The sequence below is a fragment of the Acinetobacter sp. AG3 genome, from assembly GCF_022343575.1.
Taxonomy (GTDB): domain Bacteria; phylum Pseudomonadota; class Gammaproteobacteria; order Pseudomonadales; family Moraxellaceae; genus Acinetobacter; species Acinetobacter guillouiae.
This window is the reverse complement of sequence record NZ_JAKQZD010000002.1, coordinates 1-17,366: the sequence shown is the minus strand read 5'-3', so window position 1 is coordinate 17,366 and position 17,366 is coordinate 1. Positions and strand designations below refer to the sequence as shown.

Sequence of the window (17,366 nt, the reverse complement as noted above, 5' to 3'; positions counted from 1 at the left end):
ATATTTTCTGGGCATGGATGCCAGCCACATGCATCCTAAATACATAGATGCAATCCGCTATATTTTGCACAGTCAATCCAAACCTTAGACTCAAACAGGCCGAATGAATTTAGGCTCAAGCTCCTGCTCATTTCCAAGATTGTAAACATCACAGGAAACTGCCTCAGCCTGATAAATACCGAGGCTACAGCGGTTCAGCCGCTATTTAAAATAGACTTCATAATTAATGACAGAGGTGAATTTTCCAGCATTTACAGGCTTTTTCAGAAACAATACGCCCGCTTCAAAGTTTTTACTCAGCTGCGTTCCTGTACTGTAGCCAAAATCAACCGTGTCATTTAAGCTCAAAGGCGCGCTGTTTCCTGATTCAAACAGGCGGATTCCCACCACATCTTTCATGCCTGTTTCTATGGCAGTGACCGTTTGATCATCCACTTTATACGCCGAACTGAACACGCCAACAAAAGGATATTTTGCGCAGTCTTTGCCATTGGTGGTGACATTAATGGTAAATGGCGTTTTTCTTAGAACGGTATTTAAATCCTGATAAGCATAGTACTTGCCCAAATCCACACTCTGCGTGCTCAGCACAGGGACACATTCCACATAATTGATTTGAACCCCGCTGACTTTTTCCTGAAAATTGCCGTTGCCGTTGCGCCCGCCAATACCGTCAAGCTGGAAAACATCATAGTTTTTCACCGTTGCAGGAAAATTGCTGCCTGAACCGCGCGCCTTAATATATAAAGAATAGGTTAAGGTAATGGTTTGAGGATCTGCACAACGCTTTGAACTTAACCAATTATTTTTACCAATCAAATTACAATTTTGAGAAGCTCTTGAGGTAGACCAGTAGTTATCAGATTGATAGCTGAGCGCGCGCTTGCCGGTCGCGATTGTATCGGTGGTTTTTGTAATGGGATATTCTTGGCCATTAAAACGGATGCCCATAATTAAATTAGAGTTGCCAAAATCGGTCGCTAATTTTTTCGCAGCATCATCGACATATAAATAAGCATATTCATTGGAGTTGGTCGTTGCATCATCATAACAGGTGAACGTCGATGAATAAGTTTGCGACTCCCACAATAATGCATTGGTTGCACTATTAAAACTGGTGACCGTAATCGTGCCGACATTTGTGGTATTGGTGGTGTTTTTTGCTGTGTCAATATTAAAATTGCTGGTCGCTTTGCCGCCGGACAGGCAGCGCATGGCCGATGCACTTTGCACAGCACTTAGACTGATGACGATTAAAAATGCATTCAAAAGTAGTGAAAGCCATTTGCGCTTCATTTAGATTCTCCTGCTTCACATATTAATGCCAGTTCATCGTAACCAATATCACGGCTGCTGAGCTGCGGTAAACTAAAATGACACTGCTGGTTTTCAGCACTGCCCCATTTCGCGGTCAAAACCTGCCCTGACTCAACATTAGTCAGGTAAGCCTGGCTATCTAATCCTACCAAGCCATAATGGTTGAGGCCTTTCACATCGCTGATTTCCGTACCGGCTGCCAACCCATGGCCTTTATAGTTCAAATTGACCAGCACGCTGTAACCTGTCTTCACATCAAATTTTACTTTCACAATCGCATATTTAGTAGGAACAATATCATTCTTCACCAATTCATCAATAAAGATATTTTGCCCTAAATCTTCCGCCTGCAGCGCCACACGGTTTTTTGCATAAGGATTGCTGCTGCTGATAATAGCATAGCCATGCTTATCCAATTTTAAACCAGTTTGATTTTCAATACGGATATCGCTGGCGCCTTTGGCTTCAATCAAAATCGGCGAATTATACATTTGCTGCCCGAAGACTGCCCCTTGAGAATGCACAAGCAGGCCGCCGCTCACCCCTGCATACAGCTGCTGGTATTGATCTGCATAAGCATATCCGACATTGGCATTGCCTTTGATTCCCCGATATGCTGCATTCACATTAAAATGATCGCCGCTTTTTTCAGAATGCCCCGCCAGCAACTGCGCCTGCAGGTTTTTATCCTTCAAAAAGCTTGCAGACAGCGCGCTTTGCAGGGTTGCGCCCGAGCTTTCAGAATAGAGCGCGCTGTTATTGACAATAACATCATGCTGCTTAAAGGATTTCGGCGTATCAATCGGCAGGCTCAAATTCAGCCCAACAGAATAGTCAGAACCGCTGAATAGGCTCCTGCTGTTTTGATAATACAGGCCATAAGACATACGCTGAATATTGTTATTATAGCCAATCTGCCAATTGTGCTGATTGTATTCCTTTTGCCAAAACTGAGTATCGGACACATTGGCATACAGCTGCCCCCATTTGCCAAGACGCTGATTCAGTGAAATTTGATACTGAGTTTTTCTATTGAAAAACACAGGCGAATAATAGGACTGTGTTTGAATATCAGCAGAATTTGCGGGCTCATTGACTGCCGATGAGTTTTGGTACTGATACTTATACGCGCCATTCTGCCACTGCGCTTTTTCTTGTACAGCATCTGCAAAGCTGAAATACTGCTCACTGTAATGAGACCCGGTCAGGTGAATATCAGTTCCCAGTGTATTGATGGATTTTGCATAGTTCACACGCACAGCTAAGCCGTCTTCTTGACGGCCGCTGAATAAGGTATTGCGGGCATAGCTCAGGTCGGCAGAAACGGCGCCCCAATTTCCCAATGACCACGCGGTGCCACCTGCAACGGAGTGATAATCCTCTGCAGCCAGCACGCCTACATACGGCGTCAGAAAATTGTTGAAGCCCAGCGTATAGGTCAGCTGGCCAAAATACGGCAGCTCCGCGCCTGAACCGCTGCGGTATTGCCCTGCAGTGATCTGATATTTATGCTGCCCAGCGCGCACCATATTCGGTATAGATGCATACGGCTGCATATAAGTACGGACGGAGCCGTCACTTTCAATAATTTTGATTTCCAAATCGCCGCTGTCGTTCACACCAGATAAATCGGCGATTTCAAAATTGCCCGGCGCAACATTCATGCTGTACACCAAGTAATTATTTTGACGGATTTCGACCAGCGCATTACTGCGCGCTGTGCCACGGATCACAGGCGCATAGTTTTGCAAGCCGATTGGCAATTGCGCCTCATCACTGCTGAATTGCAGGCCGCGGAAATTAATGCTTTCAAAAATATCGCTGCGGGTATTGGCATCGCCCAGTTCCAGACGCGCCTTTAATGGAATAATGTCACGTTCAAGCTTATTGATGACATTGTCCCAAGATACAGACTGCCCAGTGCTTTTTAAAAAGCTGCTCTGATTGCGGTAACGCCACGCGCCCCAGTTAAAGCCGCTGTTCAATAATAGGCTGCTATTGCTCGTATCAGGACCTGACTGGCTTTTATAGGTATTCGTATTGGCGCTGTAATTTATGATCAGCGCATTAATCCCCTGATCATACAACTTCGGTGAAATATAGCCACGCGCATTCTGCCGTAAAAAAACCTGAGGAATGGATAAATTCAAAGTTTGCAGACCAACATCAAAATCCAGTTTTGCACCGGATAATACCGTCAGGTCATAACAGGCCGAAGATGGCTGTGAATCTGTTTGAGTATCTAAAAGTATATGATAATCTTCAATAAAACTGGCATCAATACAAGGAACAACATCCTGATCTTTTTGATAGAATTTTACTTTCCTTTTATCAATACGCTGATTATTCAAATAAATGCTGAAATCATAATCCCCCGGCAAAACACTGTAGCCTTTGGTAACAGCATCAAAAACTACTTGGTCGGTAACATCTTTGAGAAATGCTGTATTAAACGCAGTATCTTCTGCTTGTGTATTCAATGCGGCAAGGCTCAGACTAAGCAAAGACAGTTTTAAATAATGCAAGTTTAAATCCAACTGCAGGTCAAATCATTATTTCAAAATAACTTCGGGCATTTCAGTATTGCCGCCATAGTCATTGATATAGGTGAATTTAAGGCTTTTTATATTTTCTGGCACGTTGCGAATTACATCAATGCTTTGGAAGGGCGGCACCATATCCTGATTCATATGGCTGATCGGCTGGCCATTTTTGCCTAAAGTCAAATCACCGATCGTAATAAATAACGGGCTTTCATTTTTCAGCTTCAATGTGCCATGTTCAACAGACCACCGAAGTTTTTTCACCGCTGCCGGTAAATCCGCTTCAATTTGCTGCGGGCGGTAGAATAATTTGATTTTTGAACGCACGGCCAGCTGTAGAGTGTTTTCTTCTTCCGGCTTTGGCGGTATTTCCTGCACATTAATCCAAACTTGGCTTTCCCGGTCTGTCGGCAAGCCTGAACCCGAATAAACGAATCGTAAAACAGATTCTTTTTCCGGTTCAATTTTGATTAATGGCGGCGTCACAATAAAAGGCACTTTAGCTGAAGCTGTTTTATCTTCACCAGCTTCCAGCCAAGTTTGCACAATATAAGGTTTAGACGCGTTATTTTTCAGATTCAACGTCGCTGCTTTGCTGTCACTGTGATAAATCACGCGGCTTGCCATGGCCTGAATCGCAGCGTTGCTTGGCGATGCAAACGCAAGGCCAGATAAAACAATTGCGAATAAAGATGGATTCAGGCGCATGACTGTTCCTCAGGGTGCTAAATTATTTTTGCTGCAATGTAATGCTTACAGTTGCGTCTGCTTTACCTGCAGTCACAGTACTGCCAGTCGCTTGATAGAACGCCTGCAATGGCAAAGTTCCTGCAGCAGTTGCGCCAGTGCCAGACGCAGTTAATGCAGCGTTAGAATCAGCACCGACTACTGTATTTAAATTCACTAAATTTGATGTACTGTTTGCGTTTGCAATTGCAATGCCGACACCTGTTGCAGCTGATGCTTTCAGCAGTTTAGCGTTCGTTGCATCTGCAGTACCTGCAAAGTTAACTTGATAGTTGCCGGCAACACAGTTGGCTACATCAATCGTAAAATTTGCTGGAGTTGATTTATCGCCAGCTACTTGAAACATAGACGTTGGCCATTTGCCTAAAACAACTTCATTGCTGCTGCTGTTGTTGATTTTAATATCACATGCGGCATTCACAATTTCGCCAGTAAAGTTAATTTGACCCGCAGCAAATGCTGAAGTTGTGAAAGCCAATGCTGAAACTGCTGCGAATGCCAAAGAAATTTGTGTTTTCATTTACTTAACCTAAAGATAATCAATAATTTTTTCCCGCTTATTGCGGGACTTGCTAAAATACGATCACAAACACAAAGAAAATACAAAATGTGACATATCTTACATTTTTTTAATCATAGCAGAAAAAAAATATTTGAAAACTCCTTTGATACATTTTTCTGTAAACAAGACAGGGAAATATCAACGAAACAGCTCAAAATCGCTTTACTAAATTTTTGATATATTAGACCTCTTGCTTTGGTCAAAATTTAATCCGTGATAAACGTTGATTTTTAAATAAATATCAAAATCTAAAATAGTCAAAAATGATATTTTCGCAAGAGGTCTAATAGATGAGTTATTAAAAAGAAGTCATTTATAATTAATTTCAAGATTTAAGGATTTTTTTTCAGGAAGTTGCTTTAAATTTACCGCAAAAAAAGTGGAACGTGTTTCGGCCTGCTGCAGCAGATAGGATTGAATTTGTACAATTGAACGATCTTCAGTCTTCATGCGCTCAATGGCGTTTGCAAATTGATTTTCTAAAACTTCACATTTTTTTTCATTATCAGAATAATTTAAATCACATGTGTTTTCATAAATTTCTCCGCTGAAATTCAGATTAATCGCTTCTTGAGCAAAAACAGCTGAAGCCGCACACACAAATATCAAAATTATTGCGATATTTTTTAACATGACACCGTCCCAGCTTATTATCTTTTATAATTTTTATAGCACAGCTGCTCAATCCGTTATTCTTCTTAATTATCAAAAAAATAAAGGATTGATAACTTGATCACATACTGCACGCTTTTAATTTTCAATTGCTCATCCTGTGTGCAGGGGCACCCATATTTTACTTTTCAGTGGTATCCGCCCTTTAAAAAAACAGCCTCTATGCATTTACTATTTATTATAAAAAAACTTAAATTAATCATGAAGTATAATTAAAAAATTATCAGGATAGCCAAATTTACCCCCTCGGTATTGGCTATCAAGGCTAAAAGCCTATTTGCCGAAAAATTAGGGTCTGTTGACATTTACTGTTCATAATTAACCCTATAAAGGTAGCCATAAAAATATACAGGCTAAAGCAACAGAACTTTGATAATTTCTTTTGAGCTTGTCATATCGAGTAGCTATTCCTCTAAATTGCTTTAATCTACACAACATATTTTCAACTAAATGCCTGATTTTATATAAATACCAGTCCATATGGTCATTGTTCGATTGGCTATTTGCTTTCTTTGGTATATTCGCTTTAGTTCCTGTTTTCCTGATCTGTTCACGCAGTGGTTCTGAATCATAGCCTTTATCTGCGCATACCACTTTTGTCTCTTTTAAATCTAATGTTGATATTAAATAAGGTGCAACTTTAACATCATGTGTGGTTCCATCGGTAATCATGAAATCAATAGGATTGCCATGTGCATCAACAATCAAATGTATTTTTGAGGAGTTTCCTCCTACACTTTTAGAAATAGATTGATTCGCTATGCCGGCAGAATGTTGATGAGCACGTACATGAGAGCCATCAATAAAAATCCACTCCATATCGGGGCATGAGGCTAGCAATTTGAATAATCTAAGTAACTTACCGCTGCTTGACCTACGATTAAAACGTTTAAAATAGAGTTTGAATGACCAAAACAAGAAGGAATATCTCGCCACGGACATCCTGTTCTAATTCTATAGAGAATAGCTTCAATAAAATTGCGTAAATTTGAGTTGTGGTGAATGGATAAATTACGCAGAATAACTTTCAACTTTTGCCAGTGTTGATCTGTCAGCATGGTACGAGGCATAGCGAATAGTAAAATTGGGTTTGGCGATTTTATTTTACTACTTCGCTATTTTTTTAAGCTAAAAGTGTCAACACACCCTACTAATAGAGCGCCTCACGGCGCCTTATCTTTTAGAAAAACGTATCTGCCGATACATTAAACCGCTCAGACAATGCCTTAATATGACGAATATTCAGTTGGCGTTTTCCACTTAAAATCTCAGAAATCACAGATTGGGTTGCAACCTCTGATAAGTCAGACTGACCTAAACCATGTTGCTCCATCAAAAAAGCCAAAGCAGCACGGCCATCCCCTTTAGGCATAGGAAGATGCTCATTTTCATAATCAGAAACCAAATCACCAAGCTGATGAATAAGCCCCATTAAAGGATGAGACTCGTCATCACCAACGGTATCTAAAAGTTCATCTAAAGCTTCAACAAGTGTATGAAAGTCGTCTTCATTTTCTGGCTTGCTGAGCAATGGTGCAACGTAGTGCCAGTGGTCTACGGCCTGTTTAATCATCGCGTTCATACTAACCTTCCTTCCAATGACCTTTGTCATATTCTTTATGGGACAAGACATGACGAATATACACACGTTTTGCGTGATACATCACGACGGCAATAAGTCGGATTTTGTTCCCGCCAATATCGAATACATGGAACTTTCTAACTTTATCGACCGCTGGAAAGAGCTGTTTCATCTCAGCAAAATCTTTCGGATCGTTTGCCTTTATGATTCGATACCAACCATCTAATGCCGTTTCAGCCTGTGGCCACTTGTGCATTGCTTCTATAATTCGAGCGTGGGTGATCACATGCATAATATTTTATCGCATTTTGCTATAAATTAAGTATAAACCAATTATCGCATTTTGCAATATTGAAGGGCTAGGATGAATAAAGCGCCAAACGGCGCTTTATTCATTATCAGAATACACTTAATCTGATGACCTTAAAAATTCCTGTTCATTGATCTGACTTTTCCCCGTTACATGCAGTTCATAGAATTTACGACTCACATGGACCATGCAACCCAAGTCAATGACTTGATTTAAAGCATGCTTTCCATCTCAAAGGTTTCAGACAATTTAGAGCCTATCCAGTATTAATTTCATTCTTTTTTAGCAATTGAAAAAATAATTTGTTAAATTTCCCCCATGAGAAAACCATATCCCAGCGACATTAGTCGAGAAGCCTTTAAAGAAATTAAACCGTTACTATTGAGCGGAAGAAAACAAACACGTCCAAGAGTCGTTGATGTCTATGAAGTATTTTGCGCATTGCTCTATATTCTAAAAAGTGGATGCCAATGGAGTATGCTTCCTCGAGACTTCCCACCTAAAAGCACTGTGCATTATTACTTCTCGATTTGGAATAAAAAGTCTTCAGAAACTGAACCTAGCATACTTGAGCAAGCTTTAAAAAAATGTAGTTGGCGAGGCCCGTATCAGCAATGGACGGAAAGAACAAACGAGCTTTATCATGATTGATTCACAAAGTGTAAAAAACACAGATACTGCACGTGATAAAGGGTATGATGCTGGTAAAAAAGTTTCAGGCATTAAAAGACATATTATTGTTGATACTGAAGGTCTCCCGCATGGAACATTGGTTACGACAGCAGATAAAACAGATCGTCAAGGTGCGTTAGATAATAACTTTGCATAAAGATAGCTTACAAAATGTAGAGGTTGTACTTGTTGATGGCGGTTATACAGGTGAACGCTTTTCTTTGGCTGTTAATAATTTAATCGGATCCCGAGTTGATGTAGCTAAACGAAGTGAATTGCATAAATTTGCAGTCATTCCACAACGCTGGGTTGTGGAAAGATCATTTGCTTGGTTAGAAAAGTGTAGAAGGCTCTGGAAAAACTGTGAAAAGCACCTAAATACGAGTCTTCAGTTCATTAATTTAGCCTTTTTAAGGCTACTTTTGCATAGAAATTATTCTGGATAGGTTCTTAAAAGTTTTGATTATTTTTTGATCCAAAATTAAATTTATTTAAGTCAGATGCTTACATATTTATGTAACAAAGCCATTCACGATAGAGGGTTGATCGTGAGCGCCCTAACTCCCGAGCAAGCGTAGCGATTGAACTTTTACTTTTCAAAGTAGTATAAATTTCGTATCTTTAATCTTGAGAAAGTTTAGTGTATTTCTTCATTGTGTGCCTTCCAATTGCGAGTTGAAAAAGTCTAATGATTCTACGAATACACCTAACTTTTTCAACTAACTACAAATGTGTCGCACTTATGATTTGAATTTGCGTTTATTGAATGGTGTGTAATGTCTAGAGAATCTAATAATCCTGATACTTTATTTATTCTTGATTTTTTAGGTAAACAAACTGATTTAAAAGTTGTTTTGGATACAGTTTCAAAGTGGTTGGAAGGTTTAATTCCTGGATCAATGGTAACTATTATGTTTTTCTCAGAGAATGAAAAACATTTAAATTTAATCAGTGGAGGACAATATTTTACTTCAGCATATCGTAATGCATTAACAAATTTAAAGATTGGGCCATATGTTGGTGCATGTGGAGCAGCAGCTTATTATCGTAAAATCGTTATTTGTGAAGATATTTTTATTCATCCTAACTGGAAAAGATATCAAAAATTTCTTATTGAAGAAAATATTTCTGCTTGTTGGTCTGTTCCTATAATTAGTGCTGAAGGTACTTTATATGGAACTTTTGCAACTTATTATCGAAAACCGAAGAGCCCAACAGATGATGAGATTAAAATGCTTAATCATGCGGCATACCTGACTGCTTTAGGGATCGATCTATATTATGAGCGTCAGCATAAAAATGCTATGAATGATAAATATCATTCTTTTTTTGATCATCATCCTGATACGGTATATGAATTGGATTTACATGGAAATATTAACCAATTAAATATAACATCAAAAAAGATTAATGGATTTGAGATAGAGCAGATTGTAGGACTACACTATTTAAATTTTATTCATCTTCAATATCAAAAAATAACAGAAGAAGCTTTTAACAAAGCTACTGAAGGTTATATTCAACGTCTAGAAATACAGATTTATGACGTTAGAGAGGAAAAATATTGGGCAGATCTCACCTTTTTACCATTATTTCAAAATAGAAAAATTGTAGGTGTATTTGCAATTGTAAAAAATATTACAGACCGATATAAAACAGAAGAGCATTTACACTTATTAAAACGGGGATTAGATGCAAGTCCTAATGGTATTGTAATTACTGATGCTACTTCAAATCATGAAATTGTATACATTAATCCTGCTTTTCTAAAATTAACCGGATATTCCGAAAAAGAAATTTCAGGTCGTAATTGTCGCTTTCTACAAGGAGAAGATACAGATATTAATGCAGTTCAGGAAATTCACCAAGCGCTTAAAGATAAGCGAGAAGTTCAAATTACCTTAAAAAACTATAGGAAAGATGGCACCTGGTTCTGGAATCAACTTACTCTTAGCCCAGTATGGAATCAAAATAATGAATGTACTCATTTTATTGGAACGCAGCAAGATGTAACTCAGAAACGTATAGATGAAGAATATATAAATTATCAGCGTACTCATGACAGTCTAACTGAATTAGTTAACCGTCAAGTTTTTGAAGAGTTATTGGACCTTGCCTTTTACAAAAAGGGTGGAATGAACAATACATTAGCGGTTTTATATATTGATTTGGATGACTTCCGTAATATAAATAAAGATCTCGGATATGCTGAAGGGGATCAATTAATTAAGCTGGTCAGTCAGCGTCTACGGACTATTTTACAAGAAGATGATGTTTTATCACGTTTTGCCGCTGATGGCTTTGCTCTATTATTAAACAAAGAATATACTCAGGAAAAAGTAACCCAAACAGTAGAAGGCGTCTTAAAAATTTTAGCTTTACCTTTTAATATAAAAGGGCATCATATTCGTCTGAGCGCAAGTATTGGTATTGCGACTGATACAGAGGAAGTCGAAAATTTTAGAGAGTTATTGCATCATGCAATTCATGCAATGCATGAAGCCAAAAATGAAGGACGTAACATTTGGCACTGGTATACAAGTGGCAGAAATACGGTTCACAAAGTGAATGACATCCAGTTACGCCATGAACTCATTATGGCCTTGGAAGATGAGCAATTTAAATTATTTTATCAACCTATCGTTGATAGTTTAACTAATAAAATTGTAGGCGTTGAAGCACTTATTCGATGGTTCCATCCTGAGCGTGGTTTAATTTCTCCATTGTCTTTCATACCTTTAGCCGAACGTACTGGACAAATTTCAGCGATAGGAAATTGGGTATTAAATCAGGCATGCAAAGATATTACTGAGATTAATAAGAATAGACCAGATCAACTTAGCGTGGCTGTAAATATATCTCCTATACAATTTAAACGTACTAATTTTTTGGCTGAGTTAAGGAATACCCTACTAACAAATAACTTTGATGCTAAGTTATTGAAGATAGAAGTAACAGAAGGGATGTTACTGATGGGTATTGAAAGATCGGTTGAAATTTTAAAAGCTATACGAGCACTTGGAATCAAAGTAGCAATCGATGATTTTGGTACGGGCTATTCCAGCCTGAGTTACCTCCGTCAACTGCCTATTGATCAAATTAAGTTAGATCGTAGTTTTATTCAGCATTTGCCAGAACATAAAAGTGATGCGGCAATTGTTATAGCAATTACTCAAATGGCAAAAACATTAAACTTAAAAGTCGTGGCTGAAGGTGTAGAAACAGAAGAACAAGCTAAGTTTTTAACAGAGAGCAAATGTAATTACTTGCAAGGCTATTATTTTGCTAAGCCCGTTTCTATAGAAGATTTAAAAGTTATTTTAGACAGGCTTTATTTCATAAATACCTGAAAGGATGAGTTCCCCTCTAAATGGCCTACCTTAAATAAAAACGTCTCTGACAAACCCGGTATGGTTCACACGATGAGAATTAAAGTTTCTATCGGTCCTATTTAATGGCATTTTGCCACTTTTTAGGTTTAATCCTAATCAAAATAGTGAGTAATTATGATCCCTTCTTATGAAAACTTTAAAGATTTTAAAGATGCTGGTGAAAAAATTTTAGAGTATTTACATAATCACTTAGGCTTTGCTTTATGGATGATTACTCGTACTGAAAGTAATGATTGGATAGTTTTGCAAGCTAAAGATCATGGATATGGAGTACAGGCAGGACAGGTCTTCAATTGGGCTGACTCATACTGCTCTAAGATGGTATTAGATAAAGGGCCACGCATAGCACCTGATTCGAAAAAGATTCCACTGTATGTAGAAGCAGGTATCAACAAACTGGTCGATATAAACGCCTATATTGGGCAACCTTTATTCAATGAGGATGGTTCTATTTTCGGCACATTATGTGCTATTGATCCATCAGTACAGCCTCAAAGCATAGAACAACATAGTGATCTATTAGAACTATTAAGTTTATTACTTAGTCGAATTTTACAAAATGAACTTAAAATTAATGAACAAAAAAGAGTTAGTGAAAAGCTTGAAATGGATTCATTAACCGATCATTTAACGGGTGTTTTTAAGAGGTGGTCCCACATGTTTGAACAACTAAAAGCTTATTTATAAGTGATACTCTGCTCTAGTTAAGCTACCTTATTTTGTTGTGGTAGCTGGTCATAGTAAAACTCATCTGGAGTCATTTTGTCCAGACTCGAATGAGGTCGTTTCAAATTATAAAATTCAAAATATGCGTTTAATTGCTTCTTCGCATCCAAAACATTGCTGTAGGCTTTGAGATACACCTCTTCATATTTAACGCTCCGCCATAATCGTTCAACCATCACATTATCAACCCATCGACCTTTACCATCCATGCTGATTTGGATGTCATTTGATTTCAATACATCAATAAATGCATCACTGGTAAACTGACTGCCTTGGTCTGTATTAAATATTTCAGGTCGACCATATTTTTCAATAGCTTCATTTAATGTTTCTATGCAAAATGTAACCTCCATACTAATCGATACTCTATGCGCAAGTACCTTGCGGCTATGCCAATCAATCACAGCACATAAATAAACAAAGCCTTTTGCCATAGGGATATACGTTATATCCGTAGACCACACTTGATTACTGCGCTGAATAGCCAATCCTTTGAGCAGATATGGATATTTGCGGTGAGCTTGATTAGCCTGGCTTAAATTTGGTTTGCAATATAACGCATTAATGCCCATTTTCTTCATTAAAGTACGTGTATGACGTCGTCCTATATGATGTCCTTGACGATTCAACAAATCACGCATCATACGGCTACCTGCAAAAGGGTATTGCATATGTAACTCATCCATACACCGCATCAGCTTCAGATCTGATGCACTCACAGGTTTTGGGCGATAGTAATAACAACCACGGGAGACTTTCAGCAGCTGAGCTTGCTTAGATACTGAAATCTGAAGTGAGTCATCGATTAACTTTTGTGGTTGAAGCGGCCCAGTTTCTTCAACACACCTTCTAAAAAATCAATTTCTAATGCCTGCTCACCGATTTTTGCATGTAGTTTTTTTAGATCGATGGGTGGTTCTGTTGGAGCTTTTGATTGATCGAAAGCTTGCGAGGAAGCTGAAATCAGTTGATTTTTCCAGTCGATAATTTGGTTTTGATGAACATCAAATTCAGCACTCAATTCAGCAAGTGTTTTTTCTGCTTTAATCGCAGCAAGTGCTACCTTAGCTTTAAAATCATTTGAATGATTTCTTCTTGGTCTACGTGCCATAAAATACTCCATATATTGATGTTTATAACATCATTTGGGGAGCAAAATATCACTTATAAGTGTTGTTCAAATTTCCTGATCCACCTCTTTAATCGTCGTGCTTGGGATACATTTTTGGATTTAGAGGAAGATCGATGTAAAACCTACGGACATCCAACCACAGTGATTATTATAGATTTAAATGACTTAAAAGCTATAAACGATAAATTTGGTCATTCGGCTGGAGACCAAATGATCCAAAAAACGGCCGAAATCTTAAAGAAAAATGTACGCTCCAATGATTTAGTCGCGCGTTTAGGAGGAGATGAGTTTGGCATTCTAAATATTGAAACGACTTTAGAAAATACTCAGAAATTGGTGAATCGGCTTTTAAAGTCCTTACAAAATGCTGGAATTAATGCTGCTGTTGGTGTTGCGGCACGTGAACCAAGTAAAAATTTACGAGTGGCAGTAATTGAAGCAGATGAAAAAATGTATCAGCATAAACGTCAAATTAAAGTCATCATTTGATTGATCCATATGAACAGGATGTTTGAGGATCTAAAACAATAATCGTAAGTCTGATCCTAGCCAAAATAATGGACAGCACGTCCCTCTAAAGATAACCTAACTTTAATCTTTGGAGATTCAAGAAATGGCTAAACGTTTTAGTCCTGAATTTAAACAGCAAGCGATTGATTATGCACTTTAAAACTCACACGAGCCTATAGCTGCAATCGCCCGGAAATTAGGTGTGGGTTATTCAACTTTAGATAAATGGATTCGTGAAGTAAGCGTCCGCTGAATCCCATACCAATTTTTAATTCGATTTAGGTTTCCAGCAGTGCGGCAGCAATTCTTCAATTTGGGTCACTTTGTATGTCGGCAGCTTTTGCAGCACATCACTTAAATAACGACAACTCGGTATTTCCATGAAAACCTTATCAAATTGATACAAGAAAGCAAAGGTTGGGACATTAGCAGGAACACAACAATTTTTGCCCGATCTCGTTGCTCTACTCGAAGAAAACAAGAAATTCAAACAACAACTCAAAATTGCTGAAATGGAAAAAGAATTTCTAAAAAAAGCGGCAACTGATGTGTCCTGTTTTTTCAGCACGCCTCAATAATACAGTGTCGCGGAATGCTAATCTGCCCAATTATATAAACAATATTCTTCAGTGGCTTGAGCCAGCCTTCTTATCCCCTCATCAATTTTATCTGCACTGATTGACCCAAACCCTAAACGAAGGAAATGTTTGTGTTTGTGATCATCTAAAAAGAAAGACTGCCCCGATTCAATGAATACGCCTAAATTTGCGGCATAATGAGACAAAACCGTAGCATCAATATCTGCTGCGGTATCAATCCAACATGCTGAACCACCATTCAAAGCATAAGGTTTCCATGTTGGAAGATATTGTTTTAATGCCTTGTTGAGTATTTCACCCCGTTGTCGGTGTAACTGGTACTGACGGCGAAGCATGCTATGGTAATAGCCTTGATCGATAAACAAAGCAAAGACACGTTGATTGAATACATTTGGATGTCGTAACATCAGACGGCGTAAATGTCGAAGTTCTTGTATTAATTCAGGTGCGGCAACGATATATCCCAGACGTAACCCAGGTGCCAATGGCTTAGATAGACTTCCAAGATAAATGACTCGTCCATGTCGATCTAAACTTTTTAGCGCGGGGATCGTCGTATTTTGCACTAACACTTGAGCATCATATTCATCTTCAATAATAATGCTGTCGTTTTGTTCTGCTAACTGCAATAAATTTTGTCGGCGTTGTGGAGACATGGTTACTCCTGTTGGACATTGTCGCCCTGGTGTAACAAATAAATAATCACACTCATTTGCCCGAGTTAAAGTCACCCCATCATGATCAACGGCTAAAGGCACAATATGCTGTGTCTGTAGCAAAAATATATTACGTGCATCTGGATAACCAGGTTCTTCGACACCAATCACATGATTCTGCCGCATTAATAACGTCGCCAACATATATAATCCATGCTGACTCCCTACGGTTAACAAGATTTCGTTCTCTTGAGCCATGATGCCTCGCGTGGGCAAAATATGCTGACGGATTGCATTTATGAGATAAGCGTCGTCCCCCTGTTGAGTAATATCTTGTGACCATATTGAGGCATCTTTTGCAGATAAGGCACGTAATGCACATTCCCTCCAAGCTGAAACAGGAAAGCTTTCCGCATCTGGCTGACCATAAATAAAAGGATAGGAATAATTCATCCAATCACTTGGTTTAGTTAAATGCCTTTGTGCTGAAGGTCGTATACAAAAGCGAGCACCCCAGGTCGTCGCTTTTGATGTAGTCCGAATGGTTTTACTCTCACTACTATCAATCTGGAAATTTAAACAGACAAAATGTCCATTCCGCTGTTTAGATTCCAAAATTCGCTCAGCAACCAATTGTTGATACGCAATGGTGACCGTATTTCTACCAACACCCAGTTGTTCAGCTAAATCTCGACTAGAAGGTACCGCCATACCTGGTTTTAAATAACCTTGTACTAAAGCCGAAAACATCATACGGCAGATTCTGCCTTGTAAATTCAAACCACTCTGTGCCGTATTAGAAAATAATGCTTGCCAAACTGTAGCTGAAATTGCTGAACTCACTAATTAATCCTTATATCTGTGCATTGCTGCGATCCATTTTGATGCTTGGCTACTCAAACTGGTGCAAAGCTCATGGTTTCAGTCCATCTTTAAGCTAAAACTGGACTTACTTGATATAAAGCAAAAGGCATTCCACTACTATCAATTTAAACTATTTATTTAAAAACAACAGCTTAATAATATTAATTACTGGCTCCATCAAAACTCTAAATCTGGTACTACGCCATATTTCAGTATTTCCGTACATTCATTTCATCAGTTTATAAAACCTAATTTTGGAGCAATACAAATGCAGCAAGCACAATTAATCCAACTTCTTACCGATTTTTCAACAGCTTGGAATCAACATGATATTGAACAACTCATGGCATGCATGCATCCAGAATGTCGTTTTGAAACTGTGGCGGGAGATGATGTTTTTGGAACCAGAATTGAGGGCTTAGATGCAGTTCGTCAAGCATTTAGTAATACCTTTCAAAGTTTTCCAGATGCTCAGTGGCGTAACGGTAAACACTGGATCAGTGATAACGCTGAATTTGGTATTTCAGAAACAACCTTTACTGCGACAACTACTGATGGTGGCTGGATTGAAGCCAATATGGTTGATGTCTTTACATTTAAAGATGGAAAAATTCTCGTCAAAAATGCATTCCGTAAAAATAGACCTGTTCAAGCAATCGCGTAAGGAGTCATTCAATGAATCAATCTGTTCAACATGCAAGTTCATTTCGCGAACACTTAGAACTGCATAAATCTATACCGCCACATAGTTTTAAAAGTTACAACGCACAGTTTGACCCATTAACCTCTCCTGTCCTACAGGGAAATGAAAATTATGCGCCAACTTATTGGGTCGGCACAGCAGGTACGCCACCCGAAGATGATGGGCCATTAATGGGTGACACCGTAGCGGACATTGTCATTATTGGTGGAGGCTTCACTGGGCTATCGACAGCATTAACACTGGCTGAACAATTTGGTGCCGCACCTCTTGTGCTTGAAGCAAACCGTACAGCGTGGGGCTGTACTAGCCGTAACGGTGGGCAAGGTCAAAATGCCTCAGGTCGTCTGTACCGATCCCAATGGATTGAAAAATGGGGATT

General features: G+C 38.7%; 15 protein-coding genes and 4 pseudogenes. 8 read left to right on the top strand and 11 right to left on the bottom strand.

Features of this window, described 5'->3' with window-relative positions; genetic code table 11:
* Positions 1–201: 201 nt before the first annotated feature.
* From L3V46_RS21985 to L3V46_RS21950, 8 genes are all read right to left on the bottom strand, one after another.
* Positions 202–1,296, bottom strand: coding sequence for a fimbrial protein (locus L3V46_RS21985; RefSeq protein WP_034618248.1), 1,095 nt, complete (start codon positions 1,294–1,296; stop codon positions 202–204).
* On the bottom strand, positions 1,293–3,842 hold the full coding sequence (locus L3V46_RS21980) for a fimbria/pilus outer membrane usher protein (RefSeq protein WP_227504293.1): 2,550 nt from the start codon (positions 3,840–3,842) through the stop codon (positions 1,293–1,295). Before L3V46_RS21980 ends, L3V46_RS21985 begins: the two co-directional genes overlap by 4 nt.
* Positions 3,843–3,869: 27 nt before the next feature.
* Entirely contained in the window at positions 3,870–4,568 is a 699-nt protein-coding gene (locus L3V46_RS21975; RefSeq protein WP_034618252.1) for a molecular chaperone, read from the bottom strand.
* Positions 4,569–4,590: 22 nt separating this feature from the next.
* A complete protein-coding gene (locus tag L3V46_RS21970; protein ID WP_034618254.1) occupies positions 4,591–5,127 on the bottom strand; it encodes a fimbrial protein in 537 nt (178 codons plus the stop codon).
* 351 nt (positions 5,128–5,478) lie between these two features.
* Entirely contained in the window at positions 5,479–5,802 is a 324-nt protein-coding gene (locus tag L3V46_RS21965) for a type 1 fimbrial protein (protein ID WP_034618256.1), read from the bottom strand.
* A gap of 363 nt (positions 5,803–6,165) precedes the next feature.
* Positions 6,166–6,911, bottom strand: a protein-coding gene (locus tag L3V46_RS21960; protein WP_155768706.1) for an IS5 family transposase whose coding sequence is annotated in 2 segments (ribosomal slippage) — positions 6,166–6,737 and positions 6,737–6,911 — 747 coding nt in all. Because the reading frame shifts where the segments join, the coding sequence is not laid out codon by codon here.
* Positions 6,912–7,021: 110 nt separating this feature from the next.
* Positions 7,022–7,423 carry a helix-turn-helix domain-containing protein gene (locus L3V46_RS21955; RefSeq protein WP_004986525.1) on the bottom strand — a complete coding sequence of 134 codons (402 nt, stop codon included), beginning with the start codon at positions 7,421–7,423 and terminating at the stop codon, positions 7,022–7,024.
* 1 nt (position 7,424) lies between these two features.
* Entirely contained in the window at positions 7,425–7,715 is a 291-nt protein-coding gene (locus L3V46_RS21950) for a type II toxin-antitoxin system HigB family toxin (RefSeq protein ID WP_004986524.1), read from the bottom strand.
* 336 nt (positions 7,716–8,051) lie between these two features.
* Here L3V46_RS21950 and L3V46_RS21945 point away from each other — a divergent pair.
* A pseudogene (locus tag L3V46_RS21945) lies at positions 8,052–8,851 on the top strand (IS5 family transposase).
* 82 nt (positions 8,852–8,933) lie between these two features.
* Here L3V46_RS21945 and L3V46_RS21940 read toward each other — a convergent pair.
* A pseudogene (locus tag L3V46_RS21940) lies at positions 8,934–9,017 on the bottom strand (hypothetical protein); the annotation flags it as partial.
* A gap of 164 nt (positions 9,018–9,181) precedes the next feature.
* Between L3V46_RS21940 and L3V46_RS21935 the strand changes: the two are divergent.
* Positions 9,182–11,755 (top strand): EAL domain-containing protein, encoded by a 2,574-nt coding sequence (locus L3V46_RS21935; RefSeq protein WP_034616921.1) that lies wholly within the window; start codon positions 9,182–9,184, stop codon positions 11,753–11,755.
* A 156-nt stretch (positions 11,756–11,911) separates the two neighbouring features.
* Positions 11,912–12,484, top strand: coding sequence for a GAF domain-containing protein (locus L3V46_RS21930; RefSeq protein ID WP_239046808.1), 573 nt, complete (start codon positions 11,912–11,914; stop codon positions 12,482–12,484).
* 17 nt (positions 12,485–12,501) lie between these two features.
* Here L3V46_RS21930 and L3V46_RS21925 read toward each other — a convergent pair.
* Positions 12,502–13,634, bottom strand: a protein-coding gene (locus tag L3V46_RS21925; RefSeq protein WP_225367773.1) for an IS3 family transposase whose coding sequence is annotated in 2 segments (ribosomal slippage) — positions 12,502–13,382 and positions 13,382–13,634 — 1,134 coding nt in all. Because the reading frame shifts where the segments join, the coding sequence is not laid out codon by codon here.
* Between L3V46_RS21925 and L3V46_RS21920 the strand changes: the two genes are divergently transcribed.
* From L3V46_RS21920 to L3V46_RS21910, 3 genes and pseudogenes are all read left to right on the top strand, one after another.
* Positions 13,608–14,144 (top strand): GGDEF domain-containing protein, encoded by a 537-nt coding sequence (locus tag L3V46_RS21920; RefSeq protein ID WP_343212688.1) that lies wholly within the window; start codon positions 13,608–13,610, stop codon positions 14,142–14,144. The genes L3V46_RS21925 and L3V46_RS21920 overlap by 27 nt on opposite strands.
* Before the next feature lie 124 nt (positions 14,145–14,268).
* Positions 14,269–14,409 (top strand): annotated as a pseudogene (locus tag L3V46_RS21915) (transposase); the annotation flags it as partial.
* A gap of 118 nt (positions 14,410–14,527) precedes the next feature.
* Positions 14,528–14,722, top strand: a pseudogene (locus L3V46_RS21910) (IS3 family transposase); the annotation flags it as partial.
* Between the two features lie 38 nt (positions 14,723–14,760).
* Here the strand turns inward: L3V46_RS21910 and L3V46_RS21905 are convergent.
* On the bottom strand, positions 14,761–16,263 hold the full coding sequence (locus L3V46_RS21905) for a PLP-dependent aminotransferase family protein (RefSeq protein WP_034616924.1): 1,503 nt from the start codon (positions 16,261–16,263) through the stop codon (positions 14,761–14,763).
* 289 nt (positions 16,264–16,552) lie between these two features.
* Between L3V46_RS21905 and L3V46_RS21900 the strand changes: the two genes are divergently transcribed.
* Both L3V46_RS21900 and L3V46_RS21895 read left to right on the top strand, forming a co-directional pair.
* On the top strand, positions 16,553–16,948 hold the full coding sequence (locus tag L3V46_RS21900) for a nuclear transport factor 2 family protein (protein WP_004638707.1): 396 nt from the start codon (positions 16,553–16,555) through the stop codon (positions 16,946–16,948).
* An 11-nt stretch (positions 16,949–16,959) separates the two neighbouring features.
* Positions 16,960–17,366, top strand: a 407-nt coding sequence (locus L3V46_RS21895; protein WP_239046806.1) for an FAD-dependent oxidoreductase, incomplete at its 3' end; no start/stop codon positions are given.

Excerpts from the sequence above, each read along its gene's own strand:
- L3V46_RS21985 (WP_034618248.1), bottom strand. The coding sequence starts at position 1,296 with ATGAAGCGCAAATGGCTTTCACTACTTTTGAATGCATTTTTAATCGTC.
- L3V46_RS21975 (WP_034618252.1), bottom strand. The coding sequence starts at position 4,568 with ATGCGCCTGAATCCATCTTTATTCGCAATTGTTTTATCTGGCCTTGCG.
- L3V46_RS21970 (WP_034618254.1), bottom strand. The coding sequence starts at position 5,127 with ATGAAAACACAAATTTCTTTGGCATTCGCAGCAGTTTCAGCATTGGCT.
- L3V46_RS21965 (WP_034618256.1), bottom strand. The coding sequence starts at position 5,802 with ATGTTAAAAAATATCGCAATAATTTTGATATTTGTGTGTGCGGCTTCA.
- L3V46_RS21955 (WP_004986525.1), bottom strand. The coding sequence starts at position 7,423 with ATGAACGCGATGATTAAACAGGCCGTAGACCACTGGCACTACGTTGCA.
- L3V46_RS21950 (WP_004986524.1), bottom strand. The coding sequence starts at position 7,715 with ATGCATGTGATCACCCACGCTCGAATTATAGAAGCAATGCACAAGTGG.
- L3V46_RS21935 (WP_034616921.1), top strand. The coding sequence starts at position 9,182 with ATGTCTAGAGAATCTAATAATCCTGATACTTTATTTATTCTTGATTTT.
- L3V46_RS21930 (WP_239046808.1), top strand. The coding sequence starts at position 11,912 with ATGATCCCTTCTTATGAAAACTTTAAAGATTTTAAAGATGCTGGTGAA.
- L3V46_RS21920 (WP_343212688.1), top strand. The coding sequence starts at position 13,608 with ATGATTTCTTCTTGGTCTACGTGCCATAAAATACTCCATATATTGATG.
- L3V46_RS21900 (WP_004638707.1), top strand. The coding sequence starts at position 16,553 with ATGCAGCAAGCACAATTAATCCAACTTCTTACCGATTTTTCAACAGCT.